Here is a 20,415-nt window from a genome sequence, read left to right as displayed (position 1 = left end):
CTATGCTAAATAGCGCCCTACGGCGTGTTAGGATTTTATTTAGTTTTGCCTTCTCTTAGGCGCTGACTGGAGTGAATAGGTGTTCTATAGCTACGGTGAAACCGAAATCAATCATCTTAAGCGGCGGGATAAAAAAATGGCCGCCGCCATTGACCGCTTGGGCATGATCGCTCGTCCATTATCCCCGGATCTATTTGCCGCGTTAATCAGAAATATTGTCGATCAGCAGATATCGGTTAAAGCTGCAATCACGGTTAATGCGCGATTGGTGGCGTTACTGGGTGCAATTACGCCGATAACTGTTGCGCAGGCATCGGCAGAGACGATTCAGGGCTGTGGCATGACGATGAAAAAGGCCGGATATATTAAAGGTGCCGCAGAGGCTGCACTTGATGGCTCGCTGAACTTAGCGGCTATTGCGCAATTGCCCGATAATGAGGTGATTACGCAGTTATCCAGCCTCAATGGCGTGGGAGTTTGGACTGCAGAAATGCTATTAATATCATCACTCGCCCGCCCGGATGTACTCAGTTGGGGTGATTTGGCGATCCGCCGTGGCATGATGAATCTATATCGCCATAAAACAGTGCCGCGCGAACGTTTTGAAAGATATCGTCGCCGCTATGCCCCTTATGGCACAACAGCGTCGCTATATTTATGGGCTTTGTCACACGAAACAGAGTGAAATCAGTGTCCCGCTAACATCACACCCCCATATTCATGACATCTTGATAAGCTGCGACCAGTTTATTACGCACCTGAATACCCAGTTGCAAAGAGACTGATGATTTTTGCATATCCACCATCACGTCATTCAAACCAACACCGGGGACACCTAATTCAAAATTCTGTGCCTGAGTACGGGCATGTTGCTGGGTTTCACTGATTTTACCAATAGCCGCTCTCAACTCGCTGGCAAAACCGGCCTCAGCGGGTAATGTTTTCGCTGTACCCGATGCCTGCAATGCCGTGACCTGCAACTGCTGTAAAACGCCTTCAATACCTTGAACAGACATGCTCATCCCCGAATAGGTCGTTGGTCAAAATAGCTATTTTGATCGAATAACAGTGTGGCAAATGATCCCGTTGCTGCAGTTATGCCCCGCTATCACCTATCACCTATCACTATTTTCAGGATGACACCCTAACACATCATTTTTGTGCTAAAGCGGCTAATTAGGCCCAAAAATACCAGCTTATTGACCCATCGAATTCATAACTTACAGCAAATAATGGCGTGCCCATAAAAGGGGAGAACAGCTATTGATGCTTTATTGCTCACAGCACTTGGGAGTCTGTTTTGTTCCAACACATTAATTATATAAAAAATACTCACTCAAACGTTGTTCAGCTTGGCCAAGGACGTGTATGAATGCCTCAATAACTGGCGGTGAAAATCGTGATAATGCTTTTACGACGACGCTGGCACGCCTACGCGCGAATCCAAAAATCCCACTGCTGATTGCGGCGGCGGCGGCTGTCGCTATCATTGTTGCGCTGATGTTATGGGCGAAAAGCCCGGATTATCGCGTCCTTTATAGCAATCTGAGTGATCGTGACGGTGGTGAAATCGTTACGCAACTGACGCAACTGAATATTCCTTACCGCTTCGCTGATAATGGCGGCGCATTGCTTATCCCGGCAGACAAGGTACATGAAACTCGTCTGCGTCTGGCGCAGCAGGGGTTGCCGAAAGGCGGTGCGGTCGGTTTTGAATTACTGGATCAAGAAAAATTTGGTATCAGCCAATTCAGTGAACAAATTAACTACCAACGGGCATTGGAAGGTGAACTGGCCCGCACTATCGGCACACTGGGGCCGGTACTGAATGTGCGGGTTCATTTGGCGATGCCGAAACCCTCACTATTCGTCCGTGAACAGAAATCCCCGACCGCCTCGGTCACCCTCGCCTTGCAACCTGGACGCGCACTTGATGACGGCCAGATCAACGCTATCGTGTATATGGTCTCCAGCAGTGTGGCCGGTTTGCCGCCGGGCAATGTGACGGTGGTTGACCAAACCGGTCGTCTGTTGACGCAATCCGACAGCGCCGGTCGTGATTTAAATGCCGCGCAACTCAAATTTACCAATGAAGTGGAAAACCGCTTCCAGCGCCGCATCGAAACTATCCTCGCGCCAATGGTTGGTAGCGGTAATGTCCATGCGCAGGTCACGGCACAAGTTGATTTTGCCAGCCGCGAGCAGACCGATGAAGAGTACAAACCGAATCAGGCCGCCAATCAAGGGGCGGTGCGCTCCCAGCAAACCAGTAATAGCGAGCAATTGGGCGGCAGCAATGTCGGTGGCGTACCTGGCGCACTATCCAATCAGCCCTCGGCTACGCCAGTGGCACCAATTGAAGTACCTCAGCCAGCGCCTGTAGCTGGAGCTGCCGGAGCGGCTGCAAATAACGCCAATGCCGCCAATCGCCCTGCAACCACCACGGCAGCCCGTTCGACGGCCACATCCAGCAATAGCCGTCACGACCAAACCACTAACTTCGAAGTCGATCGCACTATTCGCCATACCCAGCAACAAGCGGGCATGGTGCAGCGCCTGTCGGTGGCGGTTGTGGTCAATTACGGCAGTGATAAAGCGGGCAAGCCGGTTGCCTTGTCGAAAGATCAATTGGCGCAAGTGGAGTCACTGACGCGCGAGGCGATGGGCTTCTCTACCGATCGTGGCGACACCTTAAATGTGGTCAATACACCATTTAATGCCACCGACGATGGTAGCGGCCTCTCCCTGCCCTTCTGGAAACAGCAGTCGTTCTTTGATCAGTTGCTAAATGGCGGTCGTTATCTGCTTATCTTGCTGGTGGCATGGATTCTGTGGCGCAAACTGGTGCGCCCAATGATTGCCAAGAAACAACTTGCGGATAAAGCCGCAGCTTCAGTCAATAGCATGGTGCAGACCGCGCAGACCGCTGAGACTGTGAAGCAAAGTAAAGAAGAGCTGGCCCTGCGTAAGAAGAATCAGCAGCGCGTGAGTGCTGAAGTTCAGGCCCAGCGTATACGCGAACTTGCGGATAAAGACCCACGTATTGTTGCGTTGGTTATCCGTCAATGGATGAGTAATGACCAATGAGCCTGACCGGAACTGAAAAAAGCGCCATCATGCTGATGACTCTGGGTGAAGACCATGCCGCCGAGGTGTTTAAGCATCTCTCCTCGCGCGAGGTACAGCAACTCAGTACCACTATGGCGAGTATGCGTCAGGTTTCACACCAGCAGTTGGTCGATGTCCTTGCTGAGTTTGAAGACGACGCTGAACAATATGCCGCACTGAGTGTTAACGCCAGCGACTATCTGCGCACCGTGCTGATCAAAGCACTGGGCGAGGAGCGGGCTTCCAGCTTGCTGGAGGACATTCTGGAGTCGCGCGAAACCACCAGTGGTATGGAAACACTCAACTTTATGGAGCCGCAGATGGCGGCTGATCTGATCCGCGACGAGCATCCGCAGATTATCGCCACCATTTTGGTTCATCTGAAACGTGCTCAGGCGGCCGACATTTTGGCCCTGTTCGACGAGCGTCTGCGCAACGACGTCATGCTGCGTATCGCCACCTTTGGCGGTGTCCAGCCAGCGGCGTTGGCTGAATTGACGGAAGTGCTGAACAACCTGCTCGATGGTCAGAATCTCAAACGCAGCAAAATGGGCGGGATCCGCACCGCCGCCGAGATTATCAACCTGATGAAAACCCAGCAGGAAGAGACGGTTATGGACGCGGTGCGCGAGTACGACGGCGAGTTGGCACAGAAGATTATCGACGAAATGTTCCTGTTCGAGAATCTGATCAGCGTCGACGACCGCAGCATTCAGCGCTTGCTACAGGAGATCGACAACGAATCACTGCTGGTGGCATTGAAAGGTGCCGATCAGGCATTGCGCGAGCGCTTCCTCAGCAACATGTCACTACGCGCGGCAGAGATCCTGCGCGACGATCTGGCAACCCGTGGGCCGGTACGTATGTCACTGGTCGAAAACGAACAGAAATCTATCTTGCTTATCGTCCGTCGTCTGGCGGAGAGCGGCGAGATAGTCATTGGCGGTGGCGAGGATATCTATGTCTGATCGGATTAATGCCCTGCCCTGGCAGCCCTGGTCACTCAATGACTTCGCCAGTCAGCCAGAGAGGCCTCCGGTGGTCCAGGCACCGGATATCAGTATGCTGTTTACAGATGAGCCGGGCGTTGATGCACAGCCAACTGAGGTTGATGAGCAACAAACATTGCTGAATCTGCAACTCGAAGCGGAGAAGCAGGGTCGTCAACAAGGGTTCGCCAAAGGGTTGCAAGAGGGGCTGGATAAAGGGTATCAAACCGGGCTGGAAGAGGGTCATCAACAGGCATTGGCAGATGCTCAGAAAGAGCTGGCCCCGATGACTGCGCATTGGCAGCTGTTGGTAAATGACTTCCAAAGCACCCTTGATGCACTGGACAGCGTGATCGCCTCCAGATTAATGCAAATGGCATTAGCCGCCGCGAAGCAGATTCTGGGGCAGCCGGCTATTTGCGATGGCACCGCGTTACTGGCCCAAATTCAGCAACTGATTCAGCAAGAGCCGATGTTTGCCGGCAAGCCACAATTGCGGGTCAATCCCGAAGATTTAGCCATCGTCGAACAGCGTTTGGGTTCCACGCTTAGCCTCAATGGCTGGCGTTTACTGGGTGATAGCCAAATTCATCCGGGCGGCTGCAAGGTTAGCGCCGAAGAGGGTGACCTTGATGCCAGTCTGGCCACCCGCTGGCATGAGCTGTGCCGTCTGGCTGCGCCGGGAGAGTTATGATGACCGCCCGTCTTGGTCGCTGGCTCGCATCGATGGATAAGTTCGAAGAGCGTATCAGCCAATCAACCACTATTCGCCGCTACGGGCGGTTGGTTCGTGCTACCGGCCTGGTGCTAGAGGCCACCGGGCTGCAACTGCCATTGGGCGCAACTTGCCTCATCGAACGCTACGATAACGGCGAAGTGCAGGAAGTTGAGAGCGAAGTGGTCGGTTTTAACGGCCAACGGCTGTTTTTGATGCCACTGGAAGAGGTTGAGGGCATTGTACCCGGTGCGCGAGTCTATGCGCGCATGACCACGGGTGGTGCCTCTGCCAGTAAACAACTGCCACTTGGCCCTGAATTACTAGGCCGCGTGCTGGATGGCAGTGCGAAACCCCTTGATGGCTTGCCAGCACCGGAAACCGGCTATCGTGCGCCACTGATCACCCCCCCTATCAACCCCTTGCAGCGTACTGCCATTGAGCAGGTATTGGATGTCGGTGTACGCACCATCAATGCCCTACTCACCGTGGGTCGCGGGCAGCGTATGGGCCTGTTCGCCGGTTCTGGGGTAGGGAAAAGCGTGCTGCTGGGGATGATGGCCCGTTACACCCAAGCGGATGTGATTGTGGTTGGCTTGATTGGTGAGCGTGGTCGTGAAGTCAAAGATTTTATCGAGAATATTCTAGGCCCAGAAGGTCGCGCCCGCTCTGTGGTGATTGCCGCCCCGGCCGATGTCTCGCCATTGTTGCGGATGCAGGGGGCCGCTTATGCCACGCGCATCGCCGAGGATTTCCGCGATCGCGGCCAGCACGTATTGCTGATTATGGACTCCCTAACCCGCTATGCCATGGCGCAGCGCGAAATCGCCCTCGCCATCGGCGAACCGCCAGCGACCAAAGGGTATCCGCCATCCGTATTCGCCAAACTACCCGCGTTGGTCGAACGGGCCGGTAATGGCGTAACCGGCGGTGGCTCCATCACCGCATTTTATACCGTATTAACCGAAGGTGATGACCAGCAGGACCCTATTGCTGACTCCGCACGCGCCATTCTTGATGGGCATGTGGTGTTATCACGGCGTCTGGCGGAATCCGGTCACTATCCGGCCATCGACATTGAAGCCTCGATCAGCCGTGCCATGACATCGCTTATCGACGAGAACCACTACAGTAAAGTTCGCCAGTTCAAGCAGTTACTGGCCAGTTATCAGCGTAACCGCGATTTAGTCAGTGTCGGTGCCTATGCGGCCGGTAGTGATCCGCTGCTGGATAAAGCCATTGCGCTCTACCCGCAGATGGAGATCTTCTTGCAGCAAGGGATGTATGAACGCAGCAGTTACGAAGATGCCTGCCAGCACTTAAAGAGCCTGTTTCCTGGCTAAAAACTAACAACCCTGCGGCGTCAAGAACGAAAATGCATACCCAAAGTTATTGGCGTTGCAGGTAGGCAGCAAGTGAATGAGTCCCCGATGAGCTGACTCAAGTCAGTGATTCGGGTGAGTGAACGTAGCTAACAACCCTGCGGCGTCAAGAACGAAAATGCATACCCAAAGTTATTGGCGTTGCAGGTAGGCAGCAAGTGAATGAGTCCCCGATGAGCTGACTCAAGTCAGTGATTCGGGTGAGTGAACGTAGCTAACAACCCTGCGGCGTCAAGAACGAAGGGTATGAGGAATGCGATGAAAAGTCAGTCACCTCTCGTGACCTTGCGCGATCTGGCCCAAAAGGCGGTCGAACAGGCCACTACTCAATTGGGGCAGGTTCGCTTGTCATACCATAATGTTGAGCAGCAACTTACGATGTTGCTCTCTTATCAGGATGAGTATCGGGTGCGATTGAATGACACGCTGAGTAACGGGATGGCCTCCTCCAGTTGGCAAAATTATCAGCAGTTTATTCAAACCCTGGAACAGGCCATTGAGCAGCATCGTAATCAGTTAGCGCAGTGGAATGTCAAGGTTGAACAGGCAGTCAAGTATTGGCAAGAGAAGCAGCAACGGCTGAACGCGTTTGAAACCCTGCAAGAGCGCGCTGAAACCACTCAGCGCCTGCATGAGAACCGTTTGGATCAAAAATTGATGGATGAGTTCGCCCAACGCGCCTCACAAAGGAGTCTTAATTCATGAATATCGCCCTACTGCCTGCCACTGCGACCGCCAGTGAAACCGAGGGTGCGGCATCCTCTTCATCTATTGCGGCGCTATTTACCGATGCGGGCCTACCGGCTGATTTTGCCAAACTGTTGGGTGATCAGCTGGGTAAAGAGCTGACCGCCATTGATGCCTCAACACTGAAATCATCATTGGCCGCCACCGCGGATATCACCGCCGATGTTGACGGTGGAAAATCAACCAGCGGCAACAGTAAGTTGAATCAGTTGCTCGCGGCATTGGGCGATATCAGCGCCACACTACCGGCAGGGCTGACTCACGCGGGGCAAAGCGGTGAAGCGGCTAGCCTGAAGAAAACCACAGTTGATGATGACAGCACACTGGATAAAACTGCCGACAAAGCTGATCTCAGCGCCTTGCAAACCTTGCTGGCGATGTTACCGCATCAGGTTGCCACCACATTGGGCACGGCCAATCATGGGCAAAAAGCCGCTTTGGCTGAGGGCAATGGCCTGACCGACAGTAAAACCAGCACCCGGCAAGATTTGGCCACGTTGACTAATCTGACATCACAAGATAGGGGCTTAGCCGCCCTAATGGGCAGCACTCTTGCCACCGTCAGCAATGTGAAAAGTGATAAAACGGTGAGCAGTGACCCACTCTCTGCCAGCAGCGCGAAAAGCAAAAACGCACCAGATAAGCTAGCCCGCTTGACGGCGCAAGATGCCGATAGCGCCCTTAACCTGAAAGCTGCTCCGCTGGCAGCACAGGTAGATCGCGCGGTAACGGCCCCCTCAGCGCTGGATAAAACATTGGTCAGCTCATCGGCCGTCACCCCCTCTCTTGCGCCAATTTCCAGCCCTGTTCTGAGCACCACCACAGGCCCTCAAGTCAGTGTGCCGGTCAGCGGTCATTTAAGCGCCCAATTGGGTAGCCAGGAGTGGCAGCAGTCACTGGGGCAACAGGTGGTGATGTTCAGCCGCAATGGTCAGCAGAGTGCCGAACTGCGATTACATCCGCAGGAGTTAGGGGCATTGCAAATTAGCTTGAAGATGGAGGATAACCAGGCTCAGCTACACTTTGCTTCAGCCCACAGCCAGGTCCGCGCCGCCCTTGAAGCAGCAATGCCAAGTTTGCGCAGCGCATTGGCTGAAAGTGGTATTCAACTGGGCCAGAGCAGTGTCGGCAGTGAAGGACAGTGGCAACAAGCTCAGCAGCAGAGCCAACAAAATCAGCAAGGTTTCGCCGCACGCAACCAGCCAACCTATGGTGACACCGCTTCAGTCGACGCCCTTGCCAGCACACCATTAGTCACGCCAGCAGCACTGCAATCATTGGCTAACGGCAGTGGCGGTGTTGATATTTTCGCCTAAAAGGGGTGCGAGTTTCGCCAAAAGGTGACAAACGGGCAAGTTAGGCCGTTTTTCGCCACCTATTCTGCCTATTGGCATTGAGGATACGCGGGATAATCATCAGTAATAATTCGGATAACCTGGGGTCATTTGCCCCACGTTATTATCGTGATCCACCGGTTTGATACCGAAACAGGAATTTGTCTTCTCCATGTCTGAAAATACTTTCCCGGCCAAGCGTAAGAGTTCGATCTGGGTAATCCTGTTGGTGCTGATTGCTGTAGCAGCATCTGCGGGCGGCGGTTATAGCTGGTGGCTGCTCAACAAAAGCAAACCTACCACCGCGAAAGCTGCCCCTGTTATCCCGGTATTCATGCCGCTGGAGACCTTTACGGTCAATCTGATCACGCCAGATAACAATCTGGATCGCGTGCTTTATATCGGATTAACGCTAAGACTGCCCGACGATACCACTCGCACAAAACTCAATGACTATCTGCCGGAAGTGCGCAGCCGCTTGCTGTTGCTACTCTCCCGCCAGTCTGCCGATAGTTTGTCGAATGAAGCGGGTAAACAGCGTTTAGTCGATGAAATTAAAAACGTACTTAGCCCGCCAATGGTTAAAGGCCAACCTAATCAGGTAGTCAGCGATGTGCTGTTTACCGCATTCATACTGCGATAATCATTATGGGCGATAGCATTCTTTCACAAGCAGAGATTGACGCACTGTTAAACGGGGATAGCGGGGGTGAAGAACCTGAAGCTGTCGCGGGTACTGAAACAGACGTTAAACCTTATGATCCGACGACCCAGCGGCGGGTGGTGCGTGAGCGCCTGCACGCGCTGGAGATCATCAATGAGCGGTTTGCCCGTCAGTTCAGGATGGGGCTGTTTAACCTGTTGCGCCGCAGTCCGGATATCACGGTCGGCCCGATAAAAATTCAGCCTTATCATGATTTTGCCCGTAACCTGCCGGTGCCGACCAATCTCAACTTGATCCATTTGAAACCCTTGCGCGGCACGGCGCTATTCGTGTTCGCCCCGAGTTTGGTGTTTATTGCCGTTGATAACTTATTTGGTGGTGATGGCCGCTTCCCGACAAAAGTAGAAGGGCGCGAATTTACCCACACGGAACAACGGGTGATCAATCGGATGTTGCGGCTGGCGCTGGATGCTTACCGTGATGCATGGGCGCCTATCTATAAGATAGATGTTGAGTACGTCCGTTCTGAAATACAGGTGAAATTCACCAATATCACCACCTCCCCCAACGATATCGTGGTCACCACCCCTTTCCATGTGGAGATCGGGGCGTTGAGTGGCGAGTTTAACATCTGTATTCCGTTTGCCATGATCGAGCCGCTGCGCGAGCTGCTGACCAATCCACCACTGGAAAACTCCCGGCAGGAAGATAGCCATTGGCGTGAAACGCTGGTTAAGCAAGTGCAGCATTCAGAGCTGGAACTGGTGGCTAATTTTGTTGATATCCCGCTGAGACTGTCGCAGATACTCAAGCTACAGCCAGGGGATGTGCTGCCGATAGATAAACCGGATCGACTGATTGGTCATGTCGACGGCGTACCGGTACTGACCAGTCAGTACGGGACATTAAACGGGCAATATGCCCTGCGTGTTGAACATTTGATTAACCCTATTTTGAATGCTCTGAATGAGGAACAGCCCAATGAGTGACCCTAAGCTTCCGTCTGACGATGGAAAGGAATCCGTGGACGATCTGTGGGCTGATGCGTTTAATGAGCAGCAGGCGATGGAGAAACCAGCAGCCACCACCGAAGGCGTATTTAAATCACTGGAAGCGCCGGATGCACTGGGTAACCTGCAAGATATCGATTTGATTTTGGATATCCCGGTAAAACTGACCGTTGAGTTGGGTCGCACCAAGATGACCATTAAAGAGCTGCTGCGCCTGTCTCAAGGCTCAGTGGTCTCACTGGATGGCCTGGCGGGCGAACCGCTGGATATCTTGATTAACGGTTATCTGATTGCTCAGGGTGAAGTGGTGGTGGTGGCCGATAAATATGGTGTTCGTATCACCGATATCATTACCCCATCCGAACGTATGCGTCGCCTGAGCCGCTAATGACTGCAACACAGACGGTCACTGTTGAGACGCCGCCCCCCGCCGCCGAAGCTGCGGGGGCGGCTATACCATTAGCAGCCCATACGCCAGTCACCGCGCATACCCCCATCACCACCACATCGGTGCCCACCACCGGTTTTGCCACTAGCCATCCCGGTGTCGCGGTGCAAGCACCTGCCATGCCCGCCGGTTCGGTGTTAACTCAGGTCGGCAGTGTGTTGGGCGGTATTTTACTGCTGATTCTATGCGGAGCCTGGCTGGTGCGCCGTTTGGGTTTTGCGCCGCAAGCGCGCAACAATAAGTTGTTGAGTGTGAAGGCCAGTTGTCAGGTGGGTCAGCGCGAACGTGTCGTCATCGTCGAAGTGGATAACACTTGGCTAGTGTTGGGTGTGACATCACAACAGGTAACGTCACTCCATACGCTACCCCGCCCGCCGGTGGATGACAGCGCTGGCGAGTTGCCAACTAAAAGTGCCAAACCTGCTGATTTTCGCCAGCTACTGAATCACCATCTGTTTAATAAGAAATTGAAACATCCGGAAGAATCGGCATGATGTTACTCCGCCTGAGACTCAATAAAATCACCCTGCTGCTGCTAACCTTACTCTGCTCCCCGGCGGTCTTTGCGCAACTCCCAGGGCTTATCAGCCAACCTCTGGCGAATGGCGGGCAGAGTTGGTCATTGCCCGTGCAGACACTGGTCTTTATCACCGCGTTAAGTTTCCTGCCCGCGGCCTTACTGATGATGACCAGCTTTACCCGCATCATTATTGTGCTAGGTTTGCTGCGCAACGCATTGGGTACACCCTCTGCACCACCCAATCAGGTGATGCTAGGTCTGGCGCTGTTTTTGACCTTCTTTATTATGTCGCCGGTGTTCGACAAGGTGTATCAGGATGCTTATCTGCCCTTCAGTCAGGACAAGATAAGCATGGAAGTGGCGATGGATAAAGGCTCGCAACCATTACGCGAATTTATGCTGCGTCAGACCCGCGAATCCGATCTGGCGCTCTATGCCCGTTTAGCCAATCTACCGCCACTGGAAGGGCCAGAAGTGGTGCCGATGCGGATCCTGCTGCCCGCCTATGTCACCAGCGAGCTGAAAACCGCTTTCCAGATCGGTTTTACCGTTTTTATTCCCTTTCTTATTATCGACCTGGTGGTGGCCAGTGTGCTGATGGCGCTGGGGATGATGATGGTGCCGCCCGCTAGTATTTCACTGCCCTTTAAGCTGATGCTGTTTGTATTGGTTGATGGTTGGCAGTTGTTATTAGGTTCACTGGCGCAAAGTTTCTATAGCTAATCATTCGCCGCATTGAGGCAAGGGTAAACAGATCATGACACCTGAATCGGTAATGGCCCTCGGCGTCGAGGCAATGAAGGTCGCCCTTGCACTGGCCGCGCCACTATTGCTGGCAGCGCTAATAAGCGGCCTGATTGTCAGCCTGTTACAGGCGGCAACGCAGATTAACGAAATGACACTGTCATTTATCCCGAAAATATTGGCGGTCTTCGCTACCATGGTGATCGCCGGCCCGTGGATGCTGAGCTTGATACTGGACTATATGCGTAACCTGTTCACCAGCCTGCCCACGTTGATAGGCTAGGGCTGCTCTCAACGATGCTCTCCCTCGACACCACCCAGCTTGCGACCATGGTCAGCCACTATTTCTGGCCATTAATTCGCGTACTGGCGCTGATCACCACCGCGCCGGTATTAAGCGAGAGGCAGATCAACCGCAAAGTTAAAGTGGGCTTGGCGGTATTGATTACATTTCTGATTGCCCCTGCGCTGCCGCCAGTGAATATCCCATTGGTCTCCAGTGGCGCGCTTTGGGTCGCCGCCCAGCAAATACTGATTGGTGTCACTATCGGCTTAACCATGCAATTTGCATTTGCCGCCATTCGACTGGCCGGTGAGGTGATTGGTTTGCAGATGGGGCTATCCTTCGCCACCTTCTTTGACCCGTCTGGCGGGCCAAATACCTCGGTATTATCCCGCCTGCTTAACTTGCTGGCGATGCTGCTATTTCTCAGCTTCAATGGTCACTTATGGCTGATTTCGTTGCTGGCCGACAGTTTCCATACCCTACCCATTCAGTTCGAACCGCTCAATGGCAGCGGTTTTCTGACCCTGGCGCAGACCGGCTCACTCATCTTTATGAATGGCCTGATGCTGGCCTTGCCGCTGATTACCCTGCTGTTAACCCTGAATTTAGCCTTAGGGATGCTTAACCGCATGACGCCACAACTCTCGGTATTCGTGATCGGTTTCCCGCTGACCCTGACAGTTGGCATTTTGTCGCTGGGATTAATCATGCCGCTACTGGCCCCCTTTGCTGAGCACCTGTTTAGCGAATTCTTTGACCGCCTGGCGCTGGTGTTAGGTGGGATGGCGAGCTGATAACGTTTTGGGGAGAGAACCTGTGGGGCTAGCCCACAGGTTAAGGCAGGATTACTTATTCAGTTGGAACAGAGACAAGCCCTGCATATTGGTAAAGGTGGTGTAAGAGGCCTGCAATGCCGCCTGCTGCATGACGTAAGAGGAGATGGCAGCGGTATAATCCACATCCACCAAGTCAGTCAATCGCTGTTTATTACTCAAGGTGCGATCACTACCCAGACTATCCAGGTTATCCAACTCTTGCAGTTGCGTACCGACTTCAGACTGAACCGACAACACATTATTCAATGAGTTGGCCATGCCGCGGATCCCTTTGTCCATATCGGCCTGCGCCTGCTCTTTCACCGCATCGGTGGCACCCGAAAGCGGCGTCTTCAGCGATTTTAAAACCGTATCGATGGTATTAAAAATATTGGCTTCAGAGGCAACCGGATTACCCGCAGCATCATCAGGTTCTGGTTTTGCGTTGCTGGTCAGCGCCATAAAAACACTGGTCCCAGTGTGCCCGATGGTCATCGAACGGCTGGCATCCACTTTTTGTTCAATGGCAACATCCCCACCCTGATAGGTCACCTCACCGGTGGCACTGACCACAAACGGTGGCTTGTCACTTTTAAACGCCGCGAAGGCGTAACGACCACTGCCGTTTGTCGAGTTGGCCTGATTGAGCAACTGATCTTTCAAACCCTGTAACTGAGTCGCATATGAGGCGCGGTCATCGTCACTCAACACATCACTTTTCGCACTGATAATGATGCTCTGGATCGACTGAATGGTGCTAGTCACCTGCTCCAGTGTTTTGGTCTCCTGTGATAGCTCATTACGGGCAAAGCTACGCGCCAGGGTATATTGGTTATTTTCCGATTGGGATTGCGACACCATCACCGCTTGTGACGCAGCCATTGGATCATCTGAGGGATTAACCACGCGCTTACCGGTGGAGAGCTGTTGGCCCGACTGCATCCAGAGGGATTGGGCTGTGGAAACGCCCTGCATAGTTTGCTGATAGATCATGCTAGTACTTAAGCGCACAATGTCAGTTCCTTTTAGTTACAGTTCAGCCAGTTAATGGGTTTCGACGAGCCATCTGTTGCAACTATCTATCTGTTGCAACAATCAAAACTATCTCAACACTCATGCTGGCTAAACGCAAAATAGTGGTAAATTACGGCACTAAAACTCTACCGCAGACAACAACTTAACGCAGATCCAGTAGCGCATTAAACAGCGTCGAGGCGGTTTGAATCACTTGCGCATTGGCCAAATAATATTGTTGGAAACGTTGCAAATCACCGTACTCTTCATCCAGATTCACGCCGGAAATAGACTGCTGCTCGGCGGTCAACTGCGTAACAATATTGGCTTGTGCCGCACTGTTGGTTTTCGCGGTATTGGTCTGGTTACCGACATTACTCACTAAGCCCGCGTAAGCCCCCGCAAGAGTTGCTTTGCCGTCCACCAGTTTCTGGGTTTGCAGATCCAGTAAAGCTTTGGCGTTAACGTTATCACTCGCGCCACCATCGGCCGTACCGGCGGCGGCAATTTTGCTGGAGTCGGTGATATCAACCTGAAGGTTAGCCGCCACATTCGATACGGTTTTCACCAAGAATTTATCTTTGGCTTGTGCGCCAGTGGTGCCGTTATCAATGCTGACGGAGAGGCCGTCGAAGCTCAAACCGGTGGTATCGCCATTGACATCGACCACCGGATTGGCCGGCACTTTGGTGTTATCAGACAGCCGGGTCACCTGCCAATTGGTGCCATCAAACTCCACGCTGTAGTCGCTGGCTTTGACTTTCGAGGTGTCGGCATAGCTCACCGTCAGGCTGGCATCACCTTGATTATTCGAGTTTTTCAGCACGTTTGGCTGAGCAAAACTAAAGAAGTTCTCACCTTGGTCGCCATTGATATCAAACCCGGCTTTATGTTGCGTATTAAAGCTATCTGCCATCACCAGGGCCAGTTGGCCTAACTGATTGCGGGCGCTATCCAGCGCTTCACTGCGGAATTTCAGGGTGCCGCCGAGGCTACCTGTCGCCAGACGACTCTCATCCACTTCCATCACATCGCCGCTACCATATTTGTAACCAATAGCTAATCGAGTGGCATCACTGCCGGAGGCGATGGCTTCAACTTTGTAAGAGCTAGAACCTTGTACCAATGGCAAGCCGCTAGCAAAGGCGACGTTATAGGCATCGCCATCTTGCTGAGTGACAGTGACGCCCACAATCTGGTTCAGTTCAGTGACCAGCTGATCGCGCTGATCAAGCAAGGCGTTAGGTTCGCTGCCACTGCTGCCGCGCAGGCGGGTGATTTGGTCATTTAACTTAGCGATTTGCTCGGCATAGTTATTAATTTTGGTCACACTTTCGGTGATCTTCTGGTTGACGCCCGTATCCATGTCACGCAGATATTTATCCGCATTCTGGAACTGGTTAACCAGCCCTTCTGCCTTGCCCAATACCGTTTTACGCGCAGCATCATCACCGGCGTTGCTCACCAGGTTTTGCAGGTTACTAAAGAAGTCCTGCATGGTAACGGAGAGGTTATTGGAGGAGTTGGACAGCAAGTTATCGATTTGCGAAATTTGCTGATAATAGGTGGTCAAGCCGCTGCTTTGCGTCTGTGAAGAGCGCAATTGATTGGTAATAAAGGAGTTATATTCACGGTTGACACCGGTCACTGTCACGCCATTACCAATAAAGCCTGCCGGGCTTAATGTGCCACCATTTTGCGCAAAGATGGCGTTTTGGCGGTTATAGCCCGCCACCTGGAAATTGGTGATGTTATTACTGACAGTGCTCAGGGCATATTGCGCGGCGCTCAGACCACTCATCGCAGTATTCATTAAACTATTGGACATGAAGAGATCCTTTTACCGCAGGTGATTAACATCGCGCACCTGCATTTATTAATATTGGGATACTGCCTGAGGAAACCTAAGCCCCCGCACAGCCTGTAATGATTATCGGCCCGACATTGAGAAACTTGAGTAAAAATATGGGTGTTATTGCCAGTAAATCCAATGAGTAAAGCGGTGCACGTTGCGGTGATTGATCTCTATCCAATAGGCGTTATTGTCGCAGGCAGTTTGGGTGCGGCCAGCGCACAGGCAACGGAGCGTACACGTAGTACGTGACGGCGCCGAGCACTGCCCAATCCCAAAATGACCTGTAAAATAGCCTATTTTTAGAAGAGCTGGCTTAGGTCGCTGCTGTATGCTTTAACCGCCTGCTCACCGGCACTCCTCATCTGCTGGATCACACTAACCAACTTTTGTGCATATTGCGGGTCGGTGGCGTAACCGGCTTGTTGCAGCGCATGTGCCCCCTGTTCAGGGCTTTGTGCTGCGGCGACATTGGCGTAGCGCGGATTTTGTGTCAGCAGTTTGACGTAGTCACTAACCGCCTCGACATAAGAGCCATAGACCCGGAAGCGGGCTTTGGTTTTCGTCGCCACCCCCTGCTCATATTCCGTGGTGGTAATTTCACTGACCGGGCCATCCCAGTTGCTACCCGCTTTAATACCAAAGACGTTGTAGCTGGTTTTGCCGTCAGCGGTTGGGATCTCACGTTGCCCCCAGCCGGACTCCAGCGCGGCCTGCGCCATAATTAGCTGATGAGGGATCCCACTTTGTTGACTGGCAATTTGTGCCGGAATCGACATGCGCGCCACAAAATTACCGGGGCCTTGTGGTAGTGATACGCCACTGTTGCTCGGTGGTGTCGGCATTGCCCGGCGCACCATTTGAGCCAATGCCTGTGCCGGTAGTGTTTGCAACACATCATCATCGAGCATCATCGGCACTGTACCTGCGGTTTCACTTGGCGAGGTGGCACCTGACAGCTGTTTTACCATCATGTCGGCCAGACCTAACCCCTTGACCGACATTTGCTGAGCAATCTGCTGGTCATACATTGAGGTATAAAGCCGGGTTTGATCACTGTTCATCACACCATCTTGCGGCAAGGCAGAGCGCATACTTTTCAGCATCATCTGCACAAACATCCCCTCCACTTGCTGGGCCACCTTTTTCAGGTTCCCCTCGGGATCTCTTGCTGCATCACGTTTTAAGCTATTCAGTGATTGAGCGTCGTAGGCCGCCCCAAACATCTCATTGGCGGTGCCGGACATGCTCATCAGATCGCTCATCAGATAATCTCCAATTTAGCCCGTAGGCAGCCAGCACTTTGCATCGCCTGCAAGATAGACATCAAATCGATAGGTGTTGCCCCCAGCGAGTTCAAGGCGCGCACCACATTGTTCAGATTCGGGCTAGCATTGACTCGCTGCAACACGCCACCTTGCTGCTGAACAGAGATCTGAGTGTTAGGTGTCACCACTGTTTGACCGCCGCCGAAAGGGGTATCCGGCTGGCTGACGGTATTTTGCTTATCAACCACCACCGACAGGTTCCCTTGCGCCACCGCACAGGAGTCCAGCACCACATTGCGGTTCATCACCACCGAGCCGGTACGGGAGTTGATAATCACCTTGGCATCACCAGCATCGACATTCACCGGTATATTCTGAATATCGGCCAGGAAACGGACCTGTGAACTGTTACCCCGCGGCACTAAAATCTGAATAGTGCGCGCATCAATCGCCGTCGCCGAACCAAAACCGCGCTGGCGATTAATGGCATCACTGACCTGCTGCGCCATGGTGAAATCTTCGGTATTCAACTGCAGGTTAATCACGCCATCGGAACCAAAGGTGGTTGGCAGTTCACGTTCGATAGTGGCACCACCGCTGATGCGCCCGCCCGTCAACTGATTAACCTGCACGCTGCTCCCCCCCGATGAGGCCCCTGCGCCCCCGACCAAGACGTTACCCTGCGCCAGGGCATAAACCTGATTATCCACCCCTTTCAGTGGTGTCATCAGCAGTGTGCCGCCACGAATACTTTTGGCGTTCCCCATCGAGGAGACCACCACGTCGATGGTCTGTCCGGCGCGGGAAAATGCCGGCAACTTAGCCGTGACCATCACCGCAGCCACGTTTTTGAGCTGCATATTGGTGCCCGGCGGTACGGTAATCCCCAGCTGCGACAACATGTTACTCAGGCTTTGCGTGGTAAATGGTGTCTGCATGGTCTGGTCACCGGAGCCATCCAGACCAACCACCAGTCCATAACCGATCAACGCGTTATCACGCACTCCCTGAACGGTCACCAAATCGCGAATACGCTCTGCTTGCGCGGGCATCCACACCAGCGAAAGCAGCGTGATAAAAAGTGTGATAAGTGATTGTTTACGCATTGATGGGCCTCTTAGTACGGCGAGATATTAAGGAAGAACCGCTGCAACCAGCCCATGGTCTGCGCTTCATTGATATAACCATTACCCACATATTCGATGCGTGCATCAGCCACCTGTGTTGAGGTCACGGTATTGCTGCCGCTGATGGTGCGTGGGTTGACTACCCCAGAGAAGCGAATAAATTCGGTTCCCTGATTGATGGCGATCTGTTTCTCACCGACCACATGCAAGTTGCCGTTGGCCAGCACCCGGTCAACCGTCACGGTGATGGTGCCACTGAAGGTGTTATTGGCATTCGCCCCCCCCTTGCCACCAAAGGTGTTGTCGCCAGAAATATCCATGTCGGCGCGGGCATTGCCTAACAACCCTTCCAGATAGCGAGGCGCCGTCGCCACACCAAATTTGCTCGAGCCATTACGGCTGGCATTCGCGGAGGAGCTCTTACTGGCGCTAACATTTTCCTGCAAGGTGATGGTCAGGGTGTCACCGACGTTACGTGGGCGACGGTCTTCAAACAGCGGCTGATAACCATAGTTCATCGGCTGGGCAGCTTGGAAAATAGAGCCATTCGGTAATGGCGCACTGGCCGGTGCCGGCTGGGCAGAGGTCGTGCCATCCACCAGTGATTTATGCGGAATATACGCGCAGCCATTGAGTAGCATTGCCGTCAACGGCATGCAGACCCATTTCAATCCACCTGATTTGCGCAGCGGCTTTCTGTCCATCTCTGATTATCAGTCCTGTTACCTGTTAGAGGCTGGCAAGGTCAGCCCCGAATACTCATTATTCTGCGGCAATCAGGGGGCGCTATCGCCCCCCGAAAGCGGATTTACAGCTGGGTCAGTTTTTGCAACATCTGGTCGGAAGTTGAAACCGCTTTACTGTTGATCTCATAGGCGCGTTGCGTCTGGATCATATTGACCAACTCCTCCGCGACATTGACGTTAGAGGTTTCAACATAGCCCTGATACAGCAAGCCACCGCCATTCAGGCCCGGCGTGGTATCATTCGGCGCGCCGGAGCTGGCGGTTTCCTGATACAGGTTTTCACCCATACTCTCCAGGCCGCTGTTATTGATGAAGGTGGTCAGTGTCAGTTGCCCCACTTGCTGCGTGGCGGTCTGCCCCTGCAAGGTGACACTGACTATCCCGTCACGGCCCACGGTCATACTCAGCGCATTCGCCGGAATGGTGATCGCCGGCTGCACCGGAAAACCGCTGGCAGTGACCAACTGACCATTTTGGTCAACCTGGAAAGATCCATCGCGGGTATAGGCATTGGTGCCATCCGGCATCTGCACCTGAAAGAACCCCTCACCTTTGATGGCGATATCTTTGGTGTTATCGGTCTTGGCCAGGTTGCCCTGACTGTGTAAGCGCTCCGTCGCCACCGGACGAACCCCCGTACCAATCTGTAAACCCGACGGCAAGGTGGTCTGTTCGGAGGATTGCGCCCCCGGTTGACGCATGGTCTGGTAGAGCAAATCTTCGAATACCGCACGTTGACGTTTAAAACCATTGGTGCTGACGTTCGCCAGGTTGTTGGCGATGACGTCCATGTTGGTTTGCTGTGCATCCAAACCGGTTTTGGCAATCCATAATGATCGGATCATCAGTTTACTCCTCTGCGCCTGCGCGCTTAGCCCATTGCTAACAGCTGATTAGCGCGCTGTTCGTTTTCATCCACACTGTGGATAATTTTCATCTGCATTTCGAAACTGCGGGCATTGGCAATCATGTCTGTCATGGCCTCAACCGCTTTCACGTTGCTACCTTCCAGCACGCCCGGCATGATTTTAATCAGCGGATCATTGGCCAACTGAGCACCCCGCGCCTGTTGCGTGGCAGGGGTCAGATGGAACAAGCCATCATCGCCGTGCATCACTTCACCCGGTGTGGCCCGAACCCGTTTGATTTGCCCTAGTTGCGCAATGGTATTGGGTGAATCACCGGCGTTCAGTGCCGAGATGGTGCCATCCGCCGCAATGGTAACCGCCGCCTGAGGGGGCACTTCGATCGGGCCGTTATCACCCATTAGCGGGTAACCCTGCACGGTCATTTGGCCGTTAGCCGCCACCTGAATATTCCCGTTGCGGGTGTAGGCTTCAGTACCATCGGGCAGTTGCACCGCCAGATAACCATCCTGCTGTAGAGCCACATCCAGTGGGCGACCGCTAAAATTTATCGTCCCCTGGCTGATATCCACGCCGGGGGTTGATGCCACGACCATAGTGCGGGTTGCCATGCTCGGCCCGTCGATAGGGACAGCACGCATGGCGGACAGCTGCGCGCGGAAACCCGGCGTTGAGGCGTTCGCCAGGTTGTTCGCCGTGACCGCCTGCTGATCCAGCGACTGTCGCGCCGCGCCCATCGCGGTATATATTGCGTGATCCATGAGCTTATCCCGTCAGTTC

The 20,415-nt window shown here is 53.3% G+C and carries 22 protein-coding genes; 14 read left to right on the top strand and 8 right to left on the bottom strand.

Annotated elements, in window-relative coordinates; translation table 11 throughout:
* Positions 1 to 79 precede the first annotated feature (79 nt).
* On the top strand, positions 80 to 685 hold the full coding sequence (locus HRK25_RS14215; RefSeq protein ID WP_005275628.1) for a DNA-3-methyladenine glycosylase family protein: 606 nt from the start codon (positions 80 to 82) through the stop codon (positions 683 to 685).
* Between the two features lie 19 nt (positions 686 to 704).
* Here HRK25_RS14215 and fliE read toward each other — a convergent pair whose 3' ends face one another.
* Positions 705 to 1,016 (bottom strand): flagellar hook-basal body complex protein FliE, encoded by a 312-nt coding sequence (fliE, locus tag HRK25_RS14210; RefSeq protein ID WP_005275629.1) that lies wholly within the window; start codon positions 1,014 to 1,016, stop codon positions 705 to 707.
* 352 nt (positions 1,017 to 1,368) lie between these two features.
* On the opposite strand from fliE, the gene fliF reads away from it, so the two are divergent.
* From fliF to fliR, 13 genes are all read left to right on the top strand, one after another.
* The gene (gene fliF / locus HRK25_RS14205; protein ID WP_005275631.1) at positions 1,369 to 3,087 is read left to right on the top strand and encodes a flagellar basal-body MS-ring/collar protein FliF; all 1,719 of its coding nucleotides are present in this window, start codon (positions 1,369 to 1,371) and stop codon (positions 3,085 to 3,087) included.
* Positions 3,084 to 4,076: a flagellar motor switch protein FliG gene (gene fliG / locus HRK25_RS14200; RefSeq protein WP_032898163.1), complete on the top strand. Its 993-nt coding sequence runs from the start codon at positions 3,084 to 3,086 to the stop codon at positions 4,074 to 4,076. Before fliF ends, fliG begins: the two co-directional genes overlap by 4 nt.
* A complete protein-coding gene (fliH, locus tag HRK25_RS14195; protein ID WP_032898165.1) occupies positions 4,069 to 4,791 on the top strand; it encodes a flagellar assembly protein FliH in 723 nt (240 codons plus the stop codon). The genes fliG and fliH overlap by 8 nt, the downstream gene beginning before the upstream one ends.
* The gene (gene fliI, locus HRK25_RS14190) at positions 4,791 to 6,155 is read left to right on the top strand and encodes a flagellar protein export ATPase FliI (protein WP_005275635.1); all 1,365 of its coding nucleotides are present in this window, start codon (positions 4,791 to 4,793) and stop codon (positions 6,153 to 6,155) included. The genes fliH and fliI overlap by 1 nt, the downstream gene beginning before the upstream one ends.
* Before the next feature lie 297 nt (positions 6,156 to 6,452).
* Complete coding sequence (fliJ, locus tag HRK25_RS14185; protein ID WP_032898537.1) at positions 6,453 to 6,899, top strand: flagellar export protein FliJ; 447 nt, start codon at positions 6,453 to 6,455, stop codon at positions 6,897 to 6,899.
* Positions 6,896 to 8,257 (top strand): flagellar hook-length control protein FliK, encoded by a 1,362-nt coding sequence (locus HRK25_RS14180; RefSeq protein WP_032898539.1) that lies wholly within the window; start codon positions 6,896 to 6,898, stop codon positions 8,255 to 8,257. Before fliJ ends, HRK25_RS14180 begins: the two co-directional genes overlap by 4 nt.
* 190 nt (positions 8,258 to 8,447) lie before the next feature.
* A complete protein-coding gene (fliL, locus tag HRK25_RS14175) occupies positions 8,448 to 8,918 on the top strand; it encodes a flagellar basal body-associated protein FliL (protein WP_005277434.1) in 471 nt (156 codons plus the stop codon).
* A gap of 5 nt (positions 8,919 to 8,923) precedes the next feature.
* Positions 8,924 to 9,928, top strand: coding sequence for a flagellar motor switch protein FliM (gene fliM, locus HRK25_RS14170; protein WP_005277436.1), 1,005 nt, complete (start codon positions 8,924 to 8,926; stop codon positions 9,926 to 9,928).
* On the top strand, positions 9,921 to 10,337 hold the full coding sequence (gene fliN, locus HRK25_RS14165; protein WP_032898540.1) for a flagellar motor switch protein FliN: 417 nt from the start codon (positions 9,921 to 9,923) through the stop codon (positions 10,335 to 10,337). Before fliM ends, fliN begins: the two co-directional genes overlap by 8 nt.
* Complete coding sequence (fliO, locus tag HRK25_RS14160; RefSeq protein WP_032898541.1) at positions 10,337 to 10,891, top strand: flagellar biosynthetic protein FliO; 555 nt, start codon at positions 10,337 to 10,339, stop codon at positions 10,889 to 10,891. The genes fliN and fliO overlap by 1 nt, the downstream gene beginning before the upstream one ends.
* Positions 10,888 to 11,640 (top strand): flagellar type III secretion system pore protein FliP, encoded by a 753-nt coding sequence (gene fliP, locus HRK25_RS14155; protein ID WP_032898542.1) that lies wholly within the window; start codon positions 10,888 to 10,890, stop codon positions 11,638 to 11,640. The genes fliO and fliP overlap by 4 nt, the downstream gene beginning before the upstream one ends.
* 34 nt (positions 11,641 to 11,674) lie before the next feature.
* Positions 11,675 to 11,944 (top strand): flagellar biosynthesis protein FliQ, encoded by a 270-nt coding sequence (gene fliQ / locus HRK25_RS14150; RefSeq protein ID WP_005277439.1) that lies wholly within the window; start codon positions 11,675 to 11,677, stop codon positions 11,942 to 11,944.
* A 14-nt stretch (positions 11,945 to 11,958) separates the two neighbouring features.
* Positions 11,959 to 12,741, top strand: a complete 783-nt coding sequence (gene fliR, locus HRK25_RS14145) for a flagellar biosynthetic protein FliR (protein WP_005277441.1) — start codon at positions 11,959 to 11,961, stop codon at positions 12,739 to 12,741.
* 51 nt (positions 12,742 to 12,792) lie between these two features.
* On the opposite strand, the gene flgL is transcribed toward fliR, so the two are convergent.
* The 7 genes from flgL to HRK25_RS14110 all read right to left on the bottom strand — a co-directional run bounded on the left by flgL (position 12,793) and on the right by HRK25_RS14110 (position 20,396).
* Positions 12,793 to 13,773 carry a flagellar hook-associated protein FlgL gene (gene flgL / locus HRK25_RS14140; RefSeq protein WP_032898543.1) on the bottom strand — a complete coding sequence of 327 codons (981 nt, stop codon included), beginning with the start codon at positions 13,771 to 13,773 and terminating at the stop codon, positions 12,793 to 12,795.
* 166 nt (positions 13,774 to 13,939) lie between these two features.
* Positions 13,940 to 15,604, bottom strand: coding sequence for a flagellar hook-associated protein FlgK (flgK, locus tag HRK25_RS14135; protein ID WP_032898544.1), 1,665 nt, complete (start codon positions 15,602 to 15,604; stop codon positions 13,940 to 13,942).
* A gap of 326 nt (positions 15,605 to 15,930) precedes the next feature.
* Positions 15,931 to 16,893 (bottom strand): flagellar assembly peptidoglycan hydrolase FlgJ, encoded by a 963-nt coding sequence (gene flgJ, locus HRK25_RS14130; RefSeq protein WP_032898545.1) that lies wholly within the window; start codon positions 16,891 to 16,893, stop codon positions 15,931 to 15,933.
* The gene (locus HRK25_RS14125; RefSeq protein ID WP_005277450.1) at positions 16,893 to 18,002 is read right to left on the bottom strand and encodes a flagellar basal body P-ring protein FlgI; all 1,110 of its coding nucleotides are present in this window, start codon (positions 18,000 to 18,002) and stop codon (positions 16,893 to 16,895) included. The genes flgJ and HRK25_RS14125 overlap by 1 nt, the downstream gene beginning before the upstream one ends.
* A gap of 11 nt (positions 18,003 to 18,013) precedes the next feature.
* Entirely contained in the window at positions 18,014 to 18,727 is a 714-nt protein-coding gene (flgH, locus tag HRK25_RS14120; protein ID WP_005277452.1) for a flagellar basal body L-ring protein FlgH, read from the bottom strand.
* Between the two features lie 104 nt (positions 18,728 to 18,831).
* Complete coding sequence (gene flgG, locus HRK25_RS14115) at positions 18,832 to 19,614, bottom strand: flagellar basal-body rod protein FlgG (protein WP_005277453.1); 783 nt, start codon at positions 19,612 to 19,614, stop codon at positions 18,832 to 18,834.
* A 26-nt stretch (positions 19,615 to 19,640) separates the two neighbouring features.
* Positions 19,641 to 20,396: a flagellar basal body rod protein FlgF gene (locus HRK25_RS14110; RefSeq protein ID WP_005277455.1), complete on the bottom strand. Its 756-nt coding sequence runs from the start codon at positions 20,394 to 20,396 to the stop codon at positions 19,641 to 19,643.
* Between the last annotated feature and the right edge of the window lie 19 nt (positions 20,397 to 20,415).

Source organism: Yersinia bercovieri ATCC 43970, assembly GCF_013282745.1.
GTDB lineage: Bacteria > Pseudomonadota > Gammaproteobacteria > Enterobacterales > Enterobacteriaceae > Yersinia > Yersinia bercovieri.
This window is presented reverse-complemented; position numbering and strand designations above follow the sequence as displayed.